General features: G+C 67.4%; 17 protein-coding genes and 1 pseudogene. 12 read left to right on the top strand and 6 right to left on the bottom strand.

The genetic code is table 11. The features are described from left to right. Positions 1 to 2 precede the first annotated feature (2 nt). Genes nuoL through ABT158_RS25075 form a run of 4 tightly spaced genes read left to right on the top strand, consistent with a single transcriptional unit; the run spans position 3 to position 6,062 of the window. Positions 3 to 1,916 carry an NADH-quinone oxidoreductase subunit L gene (gene nuoL / locus ABT158_RS25090; RefSeq protein ID WP_352357241.1) on the top strand — a complete coding sequence of 638 codons (1,914 nt, stop codon included), beginning with the start codon at positions 3 to 5 and terminating at the stop codon, positions 1,914 to 1,916. Next, positions 1,916 to 3,475 (top strand): NADH-quinone oxidoreductase subunit M, encoded by a 1,560-nt coding sequence (locus ABT158_RS25085; RefSeq protein ID WP_352322502.1) that lies wholly within the window; start codon positions 1,916 to 1,918, stop codon positions 3,473 to 3,475. The genes nuoL and ABT158_RS25085 overlap by 1 nt, the downstream gene beginning before the upstream one ends. Further along, entirely contained in the window at positions 3,472 to 5,061 is a 1,590-nt protein-coding gene (nuoN, locus tag ABT158_RS25080) for an NADH-quinone oxidoreductase subunit NuoN (protein WP_352357238.1), read from the top strand. The genes ABT158_RS25085 and nuoN overlap by 4 nt, the downstream gene beginning before the upstream one ends. A gap of 11 nt (positions 5,062 to 5,072) precedes the next feature. Further along, complete coding sequence (locus ABT158_RS25075; RefSeq protein ID WP_352357236.1) at positions 5,073 to 6,062, top strand: polyprenyl synthetase family protein; 990 nt, start codon at positions 5,073 to 5,075, stop codon at positions 6,060 to 6,062. On the opposite strand, the gene rarD is transcribed toward ABT158_RS25075, so the two are convergent. Beyond that, complete coding sequence (gene rarD / locus ABT158_RS25070) at positions 6,024 to 6,953, bottom strand: EamA family transporter RarD (RefSeq protein WP_352357234.1); 930 nt, start codon at positions 6,951 to 6,953, stop codon at positions 6,024 to 6,026. The genes ABT158_RS25075 and rarD overlap by 39 nt on opposite strands. 170 nt (positions 6,954 to 7,123) lie before the next feature. On the opposite strand from rarD, the gene msrA reads away from it, so the two are divergent. Then, a complete protein-coding gene (gene msrA, locus ABT158_RS25065; protein ID WP_352357232.1) occupies positions 7,124 to 7,786 on the top strand; it encodes a peptide-methionine (S)-S-oxide reductase MsrA in 663 nt (220 codons plus the stop codon). A gap of 62 nt (positions 7,787 to 7,848) precedes the next feature. On the opposite strand, the gene ABT158_RS51305 is transcribed toward msrA, so the two are convergent. Together ABT158_RS51305 and ABT158_RS25060 are read right to left on the bottom strand one after the other, a co-directional pair. Next, on the bottom strand, positions 7,849 to 8,187 hold the full coding sequence (locus tag ABT158_RS51305; protein ID WP_502911566.1) for a DUF4143 domain-containing protein: 339 nt from the start codon (positions 8,185 to 8,187) through the stop codon (positions 7,849 to 7,851). A 36-nt stretch (positions 8,188 to 8,223) separates the two neighbouring features. Beyond that, positions 8,224 to 9,066: pseudogene (locus ABT158_RS25060) on the bottom strand (ATP-binding protein); the annotation flags it as partial. 508 nt (positions 9,067 to 9,574) lie between these two features. Between ABT158_RS25060 and ABT158_RS25055 the strand changes: the two are divergent. The 3 genes from ABT158_RS25055 to ABT158_RS25045 all read left to right on the top strand — a co-directional run bounded on the left by ABT158_RS25055 (position 9,575) and on the right by ABT158_RS25045 (position 12,750). Then, a complete protein-coding gene (locus ABT158_RS25055; protein WP_352357228.1) occupies positions 9,575 to 10,450 on the top strand; it encodes a GNAT family N-acetyltransferase in 876 nt (291 codons plus the stop codon). A gap of 1,285 nt (positions 10,451 to 11,735) precedes the next feature. Next, on the top strand, positions 11,736 to 12,191 hold the full coding sequence (locus ABT158_RS25050; protein WP_352357226.1) for a helix-turn-helix domain-containing protein: 456 nt from the start codon (positions 11,736 to 11,738) through the stop codon (positions 12,189 to 12,191). A 79-nt stretch (positions 12,192 to 12,270) separates the two neighbouring features. Then, on the top strand, positions 12,271 to 12,750 hold the full coding sequence (locus tag ABT158_RS25045) for a PIN domain-containing protein (protein ID WP_352357224.1): 480 nt from the start codon (positions 12,271 to 12,273) through the stop codon (positions 12,748 to 12,750). A 163-nt stretch (positions 12,751 to 12,913) separates the two neighbouring features. Here ABT158_RS25045 and ABT158_RS25040 read toward each other — a convergent pair whose 3' ends face one another. Together ABT158_RS25040 and ABT158_RS25035 are read right to left on the bottom strand one after the other, a co-directional pair. Further along, positions 12,914 to 14,245 carry an erythromycin esterase family protein gene (locus tag ABT158_RS25040; RefSeq protein ID WP_352357222.1) on the bottom strand — a complete coding sequence of 444 codons (1,332 nt, stop codon included), beginning with the start codon at positions 14,243 to 14,245 and terminating at the stop codon, positions 12,914 to 12,916. A gap of 107 nt (positions 14,246 to 14,352) precedes the next feature. Continuing rightward, positions 14,353 to 15,126, bottom strand: coding sequence for an SDR family oxidoreductase (locus ABT158_RS25035; protein ID WP_352357220.1), 774 nt, complete (start codon positions 15,124 to 15,126; stop codon positions 14,353 to 14,355). A 119-nt stretch (positions 15,127 to 15,245) separates the two neighbouring features. Here ABT158_RS25035 and ABT158_RS25030 point away from each other — a divergent pair, with 119 nt between their 5' ends. Both ABT158_RS25030 and ABT158_RS25025 read left to right on the top strand, forming a co-directional pair. Beyond that, positions 15,246 to 16,142, top strand: a complete 897-nt coding sequence (locus ABT158_RS25030) for a LysR family transcriptional regulator (protein WP_352357218.1) — start codon at positions 15,246 to 15,248, stop codon at positions 16,140 to 16,142. Positions 16,143 to 16,245: 103 nt separating this feature from the next. Beyond that, complete coding sequence (locus tag ABT158_RS25025; protein WP_352357216.1) at positions 16,246 to 16,716, top strand: hypothetical protein; 471 nt, start codon at positions 16,246 to 16,248, stop codon at positions 16,714 to 16,716. A gap of 87 nt (positions 16,717 to 16,803) precedes the next feature. On the opposite strand, the gene ABT158_RS25020 is transcribed toward ABT158_RS25025, so the two are convergent. Further along, on the bottom strand, positions 16,804 to 17,400 hold the full coding sequence (locus ABT158_RS25020) for a hypothetical protein (RefSeq protein WP_352357214.1): 597 nt from the start codon (positions 17,398 to 17,400) through the stop codon (positions 16,804 to 16,806). A 151-nt stretch (positions 17,401 to 17,551) separates the two neighbouring features. Between ABT158_RS25020 and ABT158_RS25015 the strand changes: the two genes are divergently transcribed. Then, positions 17,552 to 17,956: a TetR/AcrR family transcriptional regulator C-terminal domain-containing protein gene (locus ABT158_RS25015; protein WP_352357212.1), complete on the top strand. Its 405-nt coding sequence runs from the start codon at positions 17,552 to 17,554 to the stop codon at positions 17,954 to 17,956. A gap of 274 nt (positions 17,957 to 18,230) precedes the next feature. After that, a partial coding sequence (locus ABT158_RS25010; RefSeq protein WP_352357210.1) for a helix-turn-helix domain-containing protein occupies positions 18,231 to 18,619 on the top strand: 389 nt, incomplete at its 3' end.

The raw sequence follows: 18,619 nt of genomic DNA, 5'->3' as shown, positions 1-18,619 counted from the left end.
TGATGCAATCTGAAATCGCTCAGATCACCCCTCACGTCGGCGGTGTGATCGGGAACGCCTGGCTGATGATCGCTCTTCCGCTCGTGGGGGCGTTCATCCTGCTGGTGTTCAACAAGTTCACCAACCGCTGGGGCCATCTGCTGGGCGTGGTCATGTCGCTGGCCTCGTTCGTGGTGGCGGTGCTCGCGTTCTTCGAGCTGATCGGGTTCGGCGAGGAGGAGCGCCGCCGGGCGGTGCACCTCTACACCTTCATCCCGGACATGGTCGACATGGGCCTGCTCATCGACCCGCTGTCGATCAGCTTCGCGCTGCTCATCACGGGTGTCGGATCGCTGATCCACATCTACTCCATCGGCTACATGTCGCACGACGAGCACCGGCGCAGGTTCTTCGCGTACCTGAACCTGTTCGTCGCCGCGATGCTCCTGCTGGTGCTGGCCGACAACTACGTGGGCCTGTTCATCGGCTGGGAGGGCGTGGGTCTCGCTTCCTACCTGCTGATCGGGTTCTGGCAGTTCAAGCCCTCGGCGGCGGTCGCGGCGAAGAAGGCGTTCGTCGTCAACCGCGTCGGTGACTTCGGCCTGCTGGTCGGCATGTTCATCATCTGGACGTCGTTCGGCACCCTGGCCTTCAAGGACCTCGGCGCGAAGATCGGCGCTGGTGGCGCCTCCGACGGCACCATGCTCGCCATCGGCCTGCTGCTGCTCCTCGGCGCGTGCGGCAAGTCGGCGCAGCTCCCGCTGCAGTCCTGGCTCCTCGACGCCATGGAGGGCCCGACGCCCGTGTCGGCCCTGATCCACGCGGCGACCATGGTCACCGCCGGCGTCTACCTGGTCGTCCGCTCGGGCGCGTTCTTCTTCCCCGAAGGGTCGGGCGCGGCGCTCGCCGTCGCCATCGTCGGCGCGGCCACGCTGCTCGCCGGTGCGATCATCGGTTGTGCGAAGGACGACATCAAGAAGGGCCTGGCCGGCTCGACGATGTCGCAGATCGGCTACATGATGCTCGGCGCGGGCCTCGGCCCGGCGGGCTACGCCTTCGCGATCGGCCACCTGATCACCCACGGCTTCTTCAAGGCCGACATGTTCCTCGGCGCCGGATCGGTCATGCACGGCATGAACGACGAGGTGAACATGAGGAAGTACGGCGGCCTGCGCAAGTACATGCCGATCACGTTCGTCACGTTCTTCATCGGCTACCTGGCGATCATCGGGTTCCCGCTGCTGTCCGGCTACTTCACCAAGGACGGCATCATCGAGACCGCGGTCCACCACCAGCCGATCCTGGGCTGGCTGGCCGTGCTCGGCGCGGGCATCACCGGCTTCTACATGTCGCGGATGGTCTTCATGACCTTCTTCGGCCAGAAGCGCTGGGCCGACGACGCCCACCCGCACGAGTCGCCGCTCGTCATGACGGTGCCGCTGATGATCCTGTCGCTGGGTGCGCTCGGTCTGGGTGCCTACCTGGTGCTGAGCAACCGCCTGCTGCTGTTCCTGGCCCCTGCCGTCGGCAGGCCGGAAGTGCTGCCGGAGTTCCAGCCCACAGCCCCGTCGGGGCTGGCCACCCTCGCGCTCGTCGCCGTCGGTGTGGTCTTCGCCTGGATGAGGTACGGCCGGGCAGAGGTGCCCTCGGTGCAGCCGCGCGGCTCCTTCCTCACCACGTTCGCCCGCCGTGACCTGTACGGCGACGCCCTCAACGAGTCCCTGTTCATGCGTCCCGGCCAGTGGCTGACCCGCATCGCGGTGTTCTTCGACAACCGCGGCGTCGACGGGCTGGTCAACGGTCTGGCGGCAGGCATCGGCGGGAGCTCGGGTCGCCTGCGCAGGCTCCAGACGGGCTTCGCGCGAACGTACGCGCTGTCCATCCTGATCGGTGCCGCCCTGCTGACCGGCGCCCTGCTCCTCGTTGGGAACATCTGATGTCACCCTGGCTCCCGATACTCATGGCGGTGCCCGTTGTGGGCGCCATCGTGGTGGCCCTGCTTCCCAAGGGCGGCGACAAGCTGGCCAAGCAGGTCACGCTGGCGGTCTCGCTGCTGACGATGGTGCTGACGGGCGTCATGGCCGCCGGGTTCAAGCCCGGTGGCGAGCGCTTCCAGTTCAAGGCGGAGTACGACTGGATCCCGAGCTTCGGCGTGAAGTTCGGGGTCGGCGTCGACGGCGTCGCCCTGGTGCTGATCGCCCTGTCGGTCGTGCTGGTGCCGATCGTCGTCCTGGCCTCCTGGCACGACGCCGACGGCGTCAGGACCGCGGACGGCACGCTGATCACGCCCAAGCGGTCGGTCAAGACGTACTTCTCGCTGCTGCTCGTCCTTGAGACGATGATGATCGGCGTCTTCGCGGCGACCGACGTCTTCCTCTTCTACGTGTTCTTCGAAGCCATGCTGATCCCGATGTACTTCATGATCGGGTCGTACGGCGGCGCCCAGCGGTCGTACGCGGCCGTCAAGTTCCTGCTGTACTCGCTCTTCGGCGGCCTGCTCATGCTGGTCGCGGTCATCGGCCTGTACGTGCTGGCGAACAAGGGCACGTTCATGTTCGAGCCGCTCGTCGGGGCCATCAAGGACCCGACGACGCAGAAGTGGCTGTTCGGCGGCTTCTTCATCGCCTTCGCCATCAAGGCGCCGCTCTGGCCGGTGCACACCTGGCTGCCCGACGCGGCGGCCCAGGCCCCGGCCGGCGCCGCCGTGCTGCTCGTGGGCGTGCTCGACAAGGTCGGCACGTTCGGCATGCTCCGCTTCTGCCTGGAGCTGTTCCCCGACGCGGCCAAGGCGTTCACGATGCCGATCGTCGTCCTGGCGGTCATCAGCATCATCTACGGCGCGATCGTGGCGATCGGCCAGACCGACATGAAGCGGCTCATCGCCTACACGTCGATCTCGCACTTCGGCTTCATCGTGCTCGGCGTCTTCGCCATGTCGTCGGTCGCCCAGTCCGGCGCGGCCCTCTACATGGTCAACCACGGTTTCGCCACGGGCGCGCTGTTCCTCGCCGCCGGGTTCCTCATCGCCCGGCGCGGCTCGCCGTTCATCGCCGACTACGGCGGCGTCCAGAAGGTCGCCCCGGTGCTCGCCGGCTTCTTCCTGGTCGCCGGTCTGGCCGGTCTCTCGCTGCCCGGACTGTCGTCCTTCGTCAGCGAGTTCATGGTGATGATCGGCACGTACTCCAGCGAGGCGCACGGCTCCGGCGCGCTGACGGTGGCCGCGATCATCTCCGCGGTGGCCGTGATCCTGGCCGCCGTCTACATCCTGTGGATGGTCCAGCGCACGCTGAACGGTCCGACCGCCGAGCCGGTCAAGGCGTTCAAGGACCTCAACGCCCGGGAGATCTGGGTGCTGGCGCCGCTGGTCGCGCTGATCATCGGGTTCGGCTTCTTCCCCAAGCCGCTGCTCGACGTGATCAACCCGTCCGTGCAGCAGACGCTGACCAACGTGCACGTACCCACTGCCACCATCGCTGAGAAGGGGACAGGTCAGTGAACGACGTCATCCCAGCGCCGACGATCGAGTACGGCACGCTGGCGCCGTTGCTGATCATCTTCGGCGCTGCCTGCATCGGCGTGCTCGTCGAGGCGTTCGCGCCCCGCTACCTGCGCAAGTCCATCCACGTCCCGCTCACGCTGCTCAGCCTGATCGGCGCGTTCGCGCTGGTCATCCTGCAGGTCATGCGCGGCGTGCCCACCCAGGCCGCCGCCATGGGCGCGGTCGCGGTGGACGGTCCCGCGCTGTTCATCTGGGGCGTGATCATCGTCCTGTCGTTCGTGTCGGTGCTGCTGATCAACGACGAGGGCCACTTCGTGGCCTCGGCGGCGGCCGTGCCGGGCAGCGCGGACGAGGAGGAGGCCGAGGCGGCCGACAACGGCGCCGGGCAGACCGAGGTCTACCCGCTGGTGCTGTTCGCGGTCGGCGGCATGCTGCTCTTCCCGGCCTCGCACGACCTGCTGACGATGTTCGTGGCCCTTGAGGTCATGTCGCTGCCGCTGTACCTGCTGTGCGGCCTGGCCCGCCGGCGCCGCCTGCTGTCGCAGGAGGCTTCGATGAAGTACTTCCTGCTCGGCGCGTTCTCCTCGGCGTTCTTCCTGTACGGCACCGCCATGATCTACGGCTACGCGGGCACCGTCTCGCTGCCCGGGATCAACGCCGCCCTGGCCAAGGGCGCGCTGCTCGACCCGCTGCTCATGGCCGGGCTCGCGCTGCTCGGCGTCGGCCTGCTGTTCAAGATCGGCGCCGCGCCCTTCCAGGCGTGGAAGCCCGACGTCTACCAGGGCGCCCCGACCCCCATCACCGCTCTCATGGCCTCCGGCACGCTCGTCGCGGCCGTCGGCGCCCTGCTGCGGGTGTTCTGGGTCGGCCTGGGCAACCTGGACTGGAACTGGCGGCCGGTCATCTGGGCCGTCGCGGCCCTGACGATGATCGTCGGCTCGATCCTGGCGATCACGCAGACCGACATCAAGCGCATGCTGGCCTACTCCTCCATCGCGCACGCGGGCTTCCTGCTCGTCGGCGTGATGGCGACGTTCGGCTCGGCCGGGCAGAACGCCCAGTCGCTCAAGTCGATCCTGTTCTACCTGGCGGTCTACGGCATCACCACGGTCGGCGCGTTCGCGGTGGTCACGCTCGTGCGCGACCCCGGCGGCGAGGCGGGACACCTGTCGCGCTGGGCCGGGCTCGGCAAGCGATCGCCGGTGCTCGCCGGGGTGTTCGCCTTCTTCCTGCTCGCCTTCGCCGGAATCCCGCTGACCAGCGGCTTCTTCGGCAAGTACGCCGTGTTCGCGGCCGCGCTGAGCAGCGGCACGCAGCCCGGCGACTCGATGGGCGGCTGGATGGCCGGCCTGGTCGTGGTGGGCGTGGTGGCCTCGGCCATCGCCGCGTTCTTCTACGTCCGGGTGATCGTGCTGATGTTCTTCAGCGAGCCCGCGGCCGACGGCCCGGCGATCTCGGTGCCCAGTATGGGGACCGTGGCCGTCATCGCCGTTTCCCTGCTGGTTACCGTAGGAGTGGGGCTCTACCCGGAGACCCTCCTCGGTGTCGCCAACGACGCCGCTTCGGCTCTGTTCATTAGATAAGGGGATCTCGTATGTCTGCGCCGCCCGTGGTTGACCTTCCCATTGAGGACGAACGGTTGGCGCAGGACGTGGCCACCGGATTGGCCGCGGTCGAGAAGCTCCTGCGCTCGTCGGTGGAGAGCGAGGACGCCTTCGTCACGGAGGCGTCCAAGCACCTCATCGAGGCGGGCGGCAAGCGGTTCCGCACGCTGATGGTGCTGCTCGCGGCCCAGTTCGGCGATCCCTCCGCGCCGGGTGTCGTGCCCGGCGCGGTGGTCATCGAACTGACCCACCTGGGCTCGCTCTACCACGACGACGTCATGGACGAGGCCCCGGTGCGCCGGGGATCGCCCTCGGCCAACGCCCGGTGGGACAACACCGTGGCGATCCTCACCGGCGACTACCTGTTCGCCCAGGCCTCGGACCTCCTGGCCGACCTCGGCCCCGAGCTGATCCGCATCCAGGCCCAGACGTTCTCCCGCCTCGTCCAGGGGCAGATCCGCGAGACGGTCGGCCCGCGCGACGGCGAGGACCCCGTCGGCCACTACCTGAGCGTCCTGGCCGACAAGACGGGCTCCCTCATCGCCGCCTCCGGCCGGTTCGGCGCGCTGCTGTCCGGCGCCCCCGCCGACGTCGAGGAGCGGCTGAGCCGCGCCTGCGAGGCCGTCGGCGTGGCCTGGCAGCTCGGCGACGACCTGCTCGACGTGGCCTCCTCGGGCGCCCAGTCGGGCAAGACCCCCGGCACGGACCTGCGCGAGGGTGTCCGTACCCTGCCGGTCCTCTACGCGCTCACCAGCGGCGAGCAGTCGCGGCTGACCGAGCTGCTGTCCGGCCCGGTGCCGGAGGAGCACGTGGAGGAGGCGCTCACCCTGCTGCGGGCCCACCCGGCCATGGAGCGGGCCCGCGCCGAGCTGACCGCCTGGATCGACCGGGCCCGCGTCGACCTCTCCGCCCTGCCCGACATCCCGGCCAGGGCGGCGTTCCTAGCTCTCTGCGACTACGTGGTCGAGCGTTCGGGCTGACCGCCTGACCCGGGCGGCCGTCCGTGCCGCCCGGAAGCTGTCGTAGGTGAAGATGGCCAGGGCCAGCCACACGATCGAGAACCCGATCCACCGGCTGGGCGGCATGACCTCGCCGGCGATCGTCACCCCCACCACGAACTGCAGGATCGGCGCGATGTACTGCAGCACCCCGACGGTGCTCAGCGGCACCCGGATCGCCGCCGCGCCGAAGAAGATGAGCGGCACGGCCGTGATGATCCCGGCCCCCACCAGCAGCAGCGCGTGCCCGACGCCCTGCTGGCCGAACGTGGCCTGCCCGGCGAACTCCAGATAGATCAGGTACCCGAGCGCGGGCAGCAGCAGCACCAGCGTCTCGACGGCCAGGCTCTCGGTGGCGGCCACGTTCGCCTGCTTCTTGACCAGCCCGTACACGCCGAAGCTGACGGCGAGCGTGAGCGCGATCCAGGGCAGCCTGCCGTAGTCCAGGGTCAGCACGACGACAGCCAGCGCCGCGAACCCGACCGCCGTCCACTGCAGCGGACGCAGCCGCTCCCGCAGCACCAGCACCCCGAACAGCACGCTGACCAGCGGGTTGATGAAGTACCCGAGGGCGCTCTCGACGACGTGGCCGGTGTTGACCGCGTAGATGTAGGTGCCCCAGTTGACGGTGATGACGATGGCGGCGATCGTCAGCAGGACGAGCTTGCGCGGTTGCCGGGCCAGCTCCCTGAACCAGCTCCAATGCCGGCGCACGGCCAGCACGACGGCGACGGCGACCAGGGACCAGACCATCCGATGAGCCAGGATCTCCACGGCTCCGGACGGTTTGAGCAGCGGCCAGTACAGGGGGAAGAGCCCCCACATGGTGTAGGCGGCGATCCCGAACAGTACACCGCGCCGAAGGTCAGGCATGTAACCTATTTTCGGGCCTTACCAGCTTAAATACAAATGTGTGTCACTATACGGGAATGTTTAGGCATCCTTAACTGTTCGGGCGTTGTGTAGGCGCAATCCCGCCACCCTCGCCACGCCGCCGCCCGCGGCGCTTGCGTAGGGTGGAGACACCTGATGGAGGTGGCACGATGGGCTGGCTGTTCGGCGGCAACAAGACATCGATGGTCCGACCCGAGGACGCTCTGCCGGGCCGCTCGGAGGCGATGCCCGTGCCCGCGCGGCACGCGGTTCTCGACGCCCCGCTCGCCCCGCCGTACCCCTCGGGCCTGGAGGTGGCCGACTTCGGGCTGGGCTGCTTCTGGGGGGCCGAGCGCAAGTTCTGGCAGACGCCGGGGGTGGTCACCACCGCCGTCGGCTACCAGGGCGGCTACACCCCCAACCCGACGTACGAGGAGGTCTGCAGCGGCCTCACCGGGCACACCGAGGCCGTCCGGGTGGTGTTCGACCCGGCCCAGGTGTCGTACGAGGAGCTCCTGAAGGTCTTCTGGGAGGCCCACGACCCGACCCAGGGCATGCGGCAGGGCAACGACACGGGCACCCAGTACCGGTCGGCGATCTACTACCACTCGCCGGAGCAGGAGAAGGCGGCGGAGACGTCCCGCGCCGCCTACCAGCAGGTCCTCACCCAGGCCGGCTACGGCACCATAACCACCGAAATAGCCCAGGCCAAGCCTTTCTACTACGCCGAGGACTATCACCAGCAATACCTGTACAAAGTCCCCAACGGCTACTGCGGCATCGGCGGAACGGGCGTGGCTTGCCCCGTCGGTCTGACCTCCGGCGAAGCCTGACCTGTCGAACGCGGGCCGTGCCGCCAGGGCGGCCCGCGTTCGGGGACACATGAGCCCGTCCATCAGGTCGTGGAAGACGCGGTCCACAATGCGGATAGTGGAAGAGCGCGCATGCGGTCCCCGAAAGGAAGCGTTTCCTGGCCCGCGTACAGGACGTACCCGGCAATGAGCCGGTCGCCCAGTTTGCGGGCCAGATGCTGCAAGCCTCTGAAGTCATCGGCACGTACGGTTTCGGTCGCCTTGACTTCGATGCCGATGATCTCGCCAGAGGCTCGTTCGAGTATGCCGTCGACTTCGACCCCATCTCGATCTCGGTAGTGATAGAGCTGTACAGGCTCCTCAGACCACGTGAGCTGGCGGGCCAGCTCGCCGAGGGCGAAGTTCTCGATCAGCGGACCCACGGGTGCCGTTATGTCGGACACGCGGGACGGGGTCAGGCCTGCCAGATGGGCGCCAAGTCCAGAATCGACCAGCAGCAGTTTGGGTGTCGCGATCGCGCGTGTGGTCGCGTTGGATGACCAGGCCGGAATCCGTCTGATGACGTACACCAGGTCGAGCAGGTCGATATAGCGCTTCACGGTGTTTCGAGGTAGCCCGAGATCGCGGCTGATGTTGTCGATCACAGTCAAGCCGCCCATCCGTCCAGCGAGGATGTTGAGCAGACGCCGCATATCGGCGGGTCGCTCGATATCGGACATCTGCTTGACGTCTCGGTTGATCAGATCGGAGATGTAGGACTCGAAGAAACGGGCTCTTCTGCGATGGGACGGGCGGTGGACGGCCTCCGGGTAGCCCCCGCGTAGCGCGCGATGCAAGTAGTCCGGACGACGCAGCCCGGCAGCCGCGACCTTGAGATCAGGACCTTGCCGGAATGCCTCGTCCACGAAGCTGTCGTCGCTCCGTTCGATCTCCCCCTGGGAGAGCGGCCAGAGTTCGATTGTCTCGGATCTACCGGGAAGCGCGTCCGGCAAGTCCCGGAGGCCCAGAAGCCGGGCGGATCCCGTCAGCAAGAAGCGCCCTGGCCGTGGATCGGCGTCTACTTCCCGCTTTATGGAGAGAAGGAGATCCGGTACGCGCTGGATCTCATCGATGAGAAGAAGTCCGTCATGATGCACGACCCCATCGGGATCCTGTCTCGCCGCCGCGCGTACGGCTGCCTGATCCAGGTAGATCTCGCCGGCTCCTGCCGTCTGACGCACGATGGCCTCGGCCAGAGTGCTCTTGCCGACCTGCCGGGCGCCATTGATCACCACTACACGGGTGTCGGTGAGGGCTTCCATCGCCATGGCCTCCGCGCGACGAGGGAAGAGCGTGAGTTCATCCGTGTCCACGGAGCGGAGAATACTCCGCGCCGCCATGGCCTGCTGGCAGATTTGCCGTATCTATCTTGGCAGATCTGCCGCATGGTGTCTGGCTGATCTGCCGAGCCGAGGCCCGGCCCCTCCGGTCAGAAGTGCGGGAGGAGACGCCGAACAAGATTGCGAGCTGTTCGCCCCAACCTCCTCCGAAGCACTGTCAAAGGTGCCGCCTGCTTCGGTCTTACGCCACAGGACGCGCCGACGCCTGAACCGAAGCGCTACCCACAGCAGTGCCTGTGCACAGTCACCACCGGCTACTGCGGCATCGGCGGCGTGGGTGTCGTCTGTCCGGTTGGCCTGACGTCCGGTGAGGCGTGACCTGCCCCATGCTGGGTCGCCCACGGGTGGACAAAAGGTCCACTAGGCTCATTTGGTGATTTCCTGCCGTGCGATCGTCCCTGCGGAGCTGGACCGTGTGACCTCGTGGGTCGTGACGGAGCCCGTCGGTTGGATCTCCGCTGACCGTTACCTCGCAGAACTGGCCGAGAACATGTACCGGTCGGAGTGGACGTGGATCGCCGAGGTCGGTGACCGGGTCGTGGGACGTGCGCTGTGGTGGGGTCCGAGGGACGGCGCGCACCCGGTCGCGCTCGACTGCCTCGACGTGGATCCCGCCGTGGGCGATCGCATCGTCGTCGCCACCGAACTGATCAGGGCCGCACTGGCAGTGTTCCCGCAGCCGGTGCAGTACGCGATCAAGGCGTCCGGCGGCTGGCGGGACGATCCGGTCACCTCGGCGGCCGTGGAATGGCGGCGAACGGCAGCGCACGCGGCCGGCCTCACCCGGGAGGTCGAGCGGCTGCAGTTCGAGTGGGCGCCGGCCGACGGGGTGCCCTCAGCGGCCGGGGCGCTGCGGTTCGCCGAGGCGTCCGATGAGGAGTTCCTGGCGGTGTTCAGGAGAATCGCCGAGGGCAGTCTGGACTTTCAGACCCGAACGAACGTAGCGGCCAAAGGCGTGGACGCGACCGCGCGCGAAGAGATGGACTTCTATCTCGGCGCGCCGGGCAAGCGGGAGTGGTGGCGGATCGCCTACACGTACGAGGGCGAGGTGGCAGGCATGGCGATTCCCTCGGCGACGCCGTACAGCGTGAACGTCGGATATCTCGGGGTGGTCCCGGAGTTCCGGGGGCGCGGATACGTGGACGAGGTACTCGCCGAGATCACCCGCATGCATGCGGCCAACGGAGAGTCGCGCATCACAGCCACCACCGACGTGGGCAACGCGCCGATGGCGGCCGCGTTCCTGCGCGCCGGGTACCGCAACACGGAGATCCGGATCAACCTCTCCAACGACCTCCAGTCCTGAGGATTCGTTGCCGGGAGCGGAACGCTACCAAGGGCAATGCCCTGTACAAAGCCGCCACCGGCTACTGCGGCATCGGCGGCACGGGCGCGGCTTGTCCGGTCGGCCTGACTTCCGGCGAGGCGTAGACCGGCCGAATTGGCTAGATCGTGGCCCATGGTCGCCGGCACGTCCGGCGTAGATCATGGGTCAGCGTCGTTTTCGGCGACAGCCTTCATCCCAGGGGCAAGGCGGTGCTGCGTGGGCCGCTATGCACTGCTGCCGCGCTCATCCTGAGCATCTTGGGGGTAATGCCCGTAGTGCCGCTGCTGCCGGCGTCCGTAGCAGCCCAGGCCCGCGAATAGGACGCCCATGAAAACGGCACCGCCGAGGCAGGCGAGCAAGGAAGTCAGCGTCAAGGCGTGTCCCGCCCCGAGCGCGGCGCTCGTCAACACGAAGAAGCCCATGAGCCCACCGAAGGCAGAGCCCGCGATCAAGCCGAGGCGCACAGGATGAGCCGCAGCGAACCGCTGACCTCGATTCGGCTTTACATCGCCCCCCAGGAACGCGTCTACTCGCCAGTACCAGTTCACAAAGAGCCTCAACAGGTGCACGGGTGATCCCTTTCATGCCTCCGGTGGGGTGCTCCCGCTCCAGGATGATCGCTGTGCCGCGCGTCAGGCGGTGAGTGGCCGAGGTGGAAGCCTCATCGCCCCGCCCGCCATCGACCCAGGACAGCCGAGCAGATCAGAGCCACGGGGTCAAGGTCGTTCGTCCAGTGGGGGCGCCCCACCTTGACCTCGTGAGCCAAGAGAGTTGCGCATCCGCATCTACAGCGCCCGGTGACAACTGCTGAGAAGACCTGAGCCCAATGATTTGCCAGCCGGGGAGAGTTGGGTGTCCAAGGCGTTGCGTGGTCGTCAGCCGCTCACGTGGACCAGGTCCGGGAGACATCTATCCAGATCGGGGTGCCGCATCACTTGCTCCGATCTGGGAGCCTGAGGGGATCACGATCCGACGAAGCGCAGAGATTTCGGCACGGCCGCCACGCTGGCCCGCATCGCCGGCTCCCAGCGTCGGTTGGAGGCCGTCTCGCCCGCGCGTGAAGTCGCCAGGCCGGCTGTGGTGTAGGTCGATCTTGCGAGCCGCGGCGGTCCGCACCTCGTTCGCTCATCCCGACCTCTGGGGCAGCGGTGGAATCCATGGTCCTGATGAGGGCCGCCTTCGGCCATGTGCGCCCGTTCGATGCAGGTGATCCTGCTTGCGTTTATTTCGTTTGTTGCGGATACTGCGAAGTGGGGGTGACGTCATGACTGACGTGCAGGCCAAGCGAGTTCAGCCGGGAAGCATCGATGCCGAGGTGGCCGCTCGGGCGGTCCGCCGGATCAAGGATTACCTCATGCGATATCCCGAGCAGCCGACCGTGCAGGTCGTCGGTGAGCACGGGGGAGAGGACCCCTTGATCCTGCCTCGTGAAGCAGTGACGCTGCTCGCCTTCATCCTTGCCCAAGCAGCTGAGGGGCGCGGAGTCACGGTGATTCCGTCCCATGCTGAGCTGACGACACAGCAAGCGGCGGACATGCTGAACGTCTCACGCCCGTACGTCATCAAACTTCTGGAAGCGGGAGAGATTCCGTTCCGGTTGATTGGCAAGCACCGTCGAATCAAGTACGAGGACCTCCAGGAGTACAGGCGTCGCGATGACGCCAAGCGCCGGACCGCGGCCGACGAACTCGCTGCGCTGGGGCAAGAGTTGGGCATCTGAGCCATGACATTCGTGGTGGTCTACGACGCAAACGTGTTGTACGGCAACCACCCCCCGTGACCTGCTCATTCGCCTCGCCATGACAGCACGGGTGCAAGCCAGGTGGACCAACGGCATCCTCGACGAGATGCAGCGCAACCTCGCCGCCAACCGCCCCGACATTCCTGCGGAAAAGCTCGACAAGCTCCGCCGGCTGATGAACTCCGCTGTCCGCGACTGCCTCGTCGAGGGGTATGAGCCACTGATCGAAGGGCTGAAGCTTCCCGACGCTGACGATCGACATGTGCTGGCCGCAGCGATCAAGGTGGGCGCGAAGGCCATCGTCACGTCGAATCTCAAGGACTTCCCTGCCGAATACTTGGCTCCATGGGACATCGAGGCGAAGTCGCCCGACGACTTCGTCCTCGACCAGATCGACTTGGACGGAAGGGTCGTCTGGGCGTGTGTGCAGCAGATTGCGGACTCACGGATCAGCCCGCCGGAGACCGTTGAGGATGTCCTCGATGCCTTGGAGGCGGCCGGCCTCGTTGAGGCTGTCGCTGCCCTGCGAGCTGGATGAAGCCTCTTCGGGCTGGTTCTGCAGCACGAAGTGAACGGCTGCCACCAGCAGCGGCGGTACAGGGCCCCCAACGGCTACTTGTCCGGTCGGGGCGACATCTGGCGAGGTGGAGGCCGGCCCATGGTCGGCTGGTACGTCCGGGGCGATCATGGGCCGGGGGCAGTCAGCGGGTGAGGGTGGCGGCCTTGACCTGGTGGAGGTGGATCACCACGTCGAAGGAGCGGCTCAGGGACGCCTGGACGGCCTGGTCGGGTGACCAGAAGCCGCCGCCGATGAGCCGGGTGGGCCGGGCCTGCGCCAGCCACGTCCGTGCCGTCCGCGGAGCCGTACGCGTGTCCAGCATGAAGTCGCGGTAGCGCACCTGGTCCAGGACGTACTCGTTGTAGTCGGGGCCCGCGGCGGGGACCCAGCCCTTGCACGTCCCCGGCCGTTCGGCGGGCTTGACGTCGTCGGGGCAGCCGGTCTCGGAGCTGGAGAAGTTGTAGCCGCCCTGGTCGAAGCTGGTGCCGACGGTGACGAAGCGGTCGCCGAGCCGCTTGCGCAGCTCGCCGCCCATCGGGGCCGGCACGAACGTGGTGTCGATCGCGGTGTAGCTCAGGTGCGCGTTCAGCCCGGACACCTGGATCTTGGCGCCCGTCGTACGGTTCCACCAGGTGACGTTGTCGGCCAGCACCTGGTCCCGGTAGATCGCCGCCTGGCGGCGGCCGTCCGCGGTGGCCTGGTCGAAGGCGAAGTCGGTGAAGGTCTGCGACAGCGCGCGGGCGTGCTGGACCGTCCATCGGTCGGCGCCCTCCTTCTGGAGGAGCTTCAGGGCCTGGGTGGCCCGCTCGGCCTTGTCCTGCCGGGTCTCCAGCGGCACGGCCAGCGCCTGCGCCATGTACTCGCCGGCGTTCTTCGTGGTGGGGCGCAGCCCGTCGTACAACTGGGTGAGCTGGGGCAGCAGGGCGGGTCGGTGCTGCTTGGCGTAGGCCAGCACCTTGTCGAAGAGGACGTCGCCGGGGTAGAGCAGGTCGGCGCCCATGAACTGGACCTTCTTGGTGTGGCCGGCGTTGTAGGCGCGCATCCACCGGACCAGGTCGAGGAACTCGCGGTTGTCGAACAGGTCGTAGGGGCCCTTGACCTCGTCGTGGAAGATCGCCTGCGGGTCGCCCTGGCCGTACAGAACATAATCATTCAGGCGCAGGCCGGTGCTCCAGCTCAGCTCGCGGGCGAACGTGGTGAATCCTTTCTCCCTCACCAGGTAGCGGAACAGCCGCTGGTTGAGGGTGTAGAACTCGGCGGTGCTGTGGGTGGCCTCGCCCACGCCGACCACCTCGGCCTGGCCCACCATGGCGCCGAAGGCGTCCAGGTCGTGTCCCCGGGCGCCCGGGGAGGTGGAGACCAGCGGCTTGGCCACGCTGTCGAGCGCGGACACCACGCCGGTGTCGGCCGACGCCGGGGTGGCGGTCCCGGCGAGGGTCACGGCGGCCAGGCAGCTGAGGGCAAGAATCTTCATGACGTTTCCTGATATGTGAAGGGGATTGTTGGGGCAGGTCCGAATCTGCCGGGCAGCGCTGACAGCCGGTTGAAGGTCGGCTGACGGCGGCCCGGGGCGTTGTCAGCTCAGATCCGGGGGCCGAGGAAGCAGCCGCCGGAGGCGTCGATGACCTGGCCGGTCACCCACCGCCCGGCCTCGGAGGCGAGGAAGGCGACCACGTCGGCGATGTCGTCGGGCTGACCGACGCGCGGGATGGCGTTGCCGGTGCCGACCATCTGCTGGACCTCGGGCTTGCCGAGCATCCACGGGTTCATGTCGGTGACCGTCGGGCCGGGCGCGACGGCGTTGACCGTGATGCCCCGCGCGCCCACCTGCTGCGCCAGCGAACGGCTGAGCACCTCGATGCCGACCTTGCTCATCGCGTACGGCGCCTCGGGCATCGCGATCCTGGTCGCCGCGGTGGTCACGTTGACGATCCGGCCGCCGTCGTTCAGCAGGGGAAGCGCCCGCTGGATGATGAACAGCGGCGCCTTGGTGTTGATCGCGATCAGCCGGTCGAACGCCTCGGGGGTGATGGCCTCGACCGGGCCGCCGGTGTTGACGGCGGCGTTGTTGACCAGGATGTCCAGGCGTGCCTGCCCGGTCCGCGCGGTGAGGCCCGCCTCCAGTCCGGCGAACAGGGTGTCGACGTCGCCGGGCGCGCCCAGTTCGGCCCGCACCGGGAAGGCCCGGCCGCCGTCCTTCTCGATCAGCTGCACGGCCTCCAGGGCCGCGTTCTCGTTGCTGCCGTAGTGCACGGCGACCAGCGCGCCCGCGGCGGCCAGCCGCCGCGCCACGGCCCGGCCGATCCCCCGCGAAGCCCCGGTCACCAGCGTCGTCTTTCCTGCCAGGTGCATCATTTCGTCACTCCTGAATCATCTGACTTGTCCGGTGACCAGGATCCGGGCACTAAATAGCCCGAAACAATGACAAAATGCGCAAGGCAGAATTAACCCCGAAGGCAACGTGAGGGGGCGTTGTGGAGCTTCGCGACATCGAGATATTCCTGGCCCTGGCCGAAGAGCTCCACTTCGCCCGCACCGCCGAACGGCTGCACGTCACCCCGGCCCGGATCACCAAGGCGATCCAGAAGCAGGAACGTCAGATCGGCGGCCTGCTCTTCGAACGGACCCCGCGGTCGGTACGACTCACGCCACTCGGCAGGCAGCTCCGCGACGATCTCTGGCCGATCTACAGCGGCCTCCAGGAGAGCATGCGCCGGGCCAGGCTGGCCGCCGAGGGCATCACCGGCGTGCTGCGCGTCGGCATGATCCCGCACAATTCGCACGACCTGCGGCCCTACTGGGACGCGTTCCGCAGCAACCATCCCCAGTGGAAGCTGCAGATCCGCATCTCCCCCTTCGCCGATCCGTTCGCCGGGTTGCGGCGCGGCGACATCGACGTCCTCGTCGCGTGGCTGCCCGTCGAAGAACCCGACCTGACCACGGGGCCGGTCCTGTTCACGGACCCGCGCCTGCTGGCCGTGGCCGCCGACCACGAGCTCACCCGGCACACCGCCGGCCTGCTGGACATGCTCGCCGACTTCCCGCACGTGGACGCTCCGTCCAGGCCCGACTACTGGGCGAACGGCTTCCTCCCGGCCCGGACTCCGGTGAGCCAGCGGATCGAGCGCGGCCCTCTGGCGCGTACCACCGAGGAGATCCTTTCCCTGGTCACCACCGGAGAGACGGTCAGCCTCGTCGCCCACCACATGAGGCGGTACTACCTGCGGCCGGACATCACCTACCTGCCGCTCCGGGACGACGATCCGCTGAGGTTCGCGCTGGTGTGGTCGACCGAAGCGGAGAACGACCAGATTCGCGCCCTCGCCCAGACCGTCCGCGACCTCGGCCCCCTCGACCTGCGCACTCTCTGACCGTCGAGCATCACGCTCATCCGAGGGACGCCGCGGCTGGCTGGCCGGCGTATATTCGGGACCGACGCGGACATCAGATTGTGTTCTGACATAGACTGCGGGAGTGAGCACCAGTCATTCCGACGCAGTGACCTTCTCCGATCTGTCGAGGAATCCGCGAGCGGTCGCGGAACGGGCCGCACGTCTTGGACGGGTACGTGTCACGCATCGAGACGCTCCGGACTTCTACCTCACCGCAGCTGGTCGTGAAGAAGAGAGGGAACGGACGCTCGCCACCGCCTCGCGCTTGTTCCTTGCGTTGATCAAGCACGATCCCACCGCGAGCGCCCTGGTCATCGCCATGCCAGAGGTCTTCCCGTGGGTTCGCCACCTGTCGTCCACCGAACTGCGTGCCTTCACGCTGGAATTGGCCGAGGCGCTCTCGGATGCGGCTGAACTGGATGTCGACGCCACCAGCCAAGAGGTCATAGCGGGCTGGCGAGCCACTGCGAGGATCAAGGCGGATCCTGCCCACTACGCCGAGGCTCGTAAGGCCACGAGCGGCGACTTCGGGCCGGTGCAGGTTTCCGTATGAGCTGTGCAGATCTGTGCCAGGACGGGCGGGGGCGCGGTCGCTCACGGCTGCTCGCGTCGTCGCCCGGTTCGTCGCTTGTGGTGGGGGTCAGAACTTGCCCGTCTGTACCTCTATGCGGTGTCCCAGTTGCCTGCTCAGCTCCGTGTGGAAGCTGACGCTGAGAGGTGGCCATCCCCAGAAGTCGAAGGCGAGGGCCCCGAGGTCGAAACCGGACCCGAACTGCCACTCGGTGACCGGGACGGAGGCTCCGCACGAGGAGCAGGTGACACTCCCTTCACCGGTCTCCTTCCAGGTGCCGATGCCGTCGCTGAACGGCTGCCAGGCCGCCTGGTCCGCCTCCCACGCGTTCGGGTAGTCGATGATCACGGTGGTCGTGTCGCATCGCGGGCAGATCGCGCAGTCCGCCTCGCTCGTCCCCTGGCCTCCGACGTGGTAGTCCCGCCCGACGATGACCGCCACCGGGCCCGGTATCCACGACGGGTCCGATGAGTCGGCCACTGCCCGTTCCCAGTTGGGGCCGGGCTCGTATCCGTCGTCCACTTGCATGCTGTACATGCCGTCGCTGGACCTTTCGCGCGTGATCAGCCCTTCGCCGACCATCCAGTCGACCACCCGCTGCGCGAGCGACTCAGCCTCTTGGCCGGTCACCTCGACATCGACGATCCGCTCGAAGTAGTCACCCATGGTCCTTCAACTCCTCCTCGATCAATGATTCCCACTGTGCCACCCGCTGAGAGTGCGTGGCGGCGGGCTGCACGCCGTAGAGCCTTACACGGACGCCTACTGTCGAAGGTCGGCCGTCGCGGGAGCGGCTGGGACGGCGGGATTCGAGGCCATGCCCAGGCGGAACGCAGGACGAAGGCCAGGAGCAGCACCTCGATTCCGATGGAGAGGCCGTAGATCGCCGGGGCCCGCGAACCTCCGCCACCGCGAAGCGGTCACCGCCTGCCTGCGGAGGGCCGGCTTCCCGGTCTTGATGGCGACGCACGCCCACTGGTTGCTCGACAGCTATGTCTACGGTTTCGCCCTGCAGGAAGCCAGCCTGCCGTTCGACACCGCCGGTGAGTTCGCGGACATGGCCGAGGACGTCTTCCTGCCCCAGCTTCCTCCTGACGAGTTCCCCTACCTCAACGAGTCCGCCGCGGTGCTCGCCGCTGCGGGCTACGACCCGGCGGAGGAGTTCACCTTCGGCCTCGACCTCGTCCTAGCCGCCCTCGAGTCCCTGAGAGTGCCTACGTGAGCCTCCATCCGTGATGTCGTTCATGTGATCGTGTGAATTTTTAGTGTTACCGCCAGTCAGCGGGTCCAGTTGTGCTGGGATGGCGCGACGACGAGCAGACCCAGACCGACATCGACTTTCTGGCCGCGCGGCTCAGTGAGCCGTTTTCATCCCCGTGCGGTGAGTTGCTGATCACAGCATCATCGCGAGGTTGACGTTCGCCTGATGACATGGCGAAACCCCTGGTAGACGGGTTGATCACCACAATCACGTCCGCCACCACCAGGGGCCTCAGATGCTGTTCTACCGCGCTGCCGTCGATTTGTCGCGCCGAACCCTGAACTACGTCGCCGGCCTCATCCGCCGTCACCGCAAGTCCATCGGATCGACCTGGCGACTGCTCAACCCCGAACAACAGGCCCTGCTTGTACTGGTCTACCTGCGCAAAGGCGAGACGTTCCCCGAACTCGGAGCCGGGTTCGGGATCTCCACCGCGACGGCCTGGCGGTATGTGGAGGAGACAGTGACGCTGCTGTCGGCACGCTCGCCCAAACTCAGGCAGGCGCTGCGCCGGGCCAAGCAGGACGGCCTGCACTACCTGGTGCTGGACGGCACCCTGATCCACATCGACCGGATCGCCGCCGACCGGCCCTACTTCTCCGGCAAGCACCGTGTGCACGGCAT

The sequence above is a fragment of the Nonomuraea sp. NPDC001636 genome, from assembly GCF_040298265.1.
Classification (GTDB): Bacteria; Actinomycetota; Actinomycetes; order Streptosporangiales; family Streptosporangiaceae; genus Nonomuraea.
Note: the sequence above shows the minus strand (reverse complement) of the source record. Positions and strands in the feature narration are given on the sequence as shown.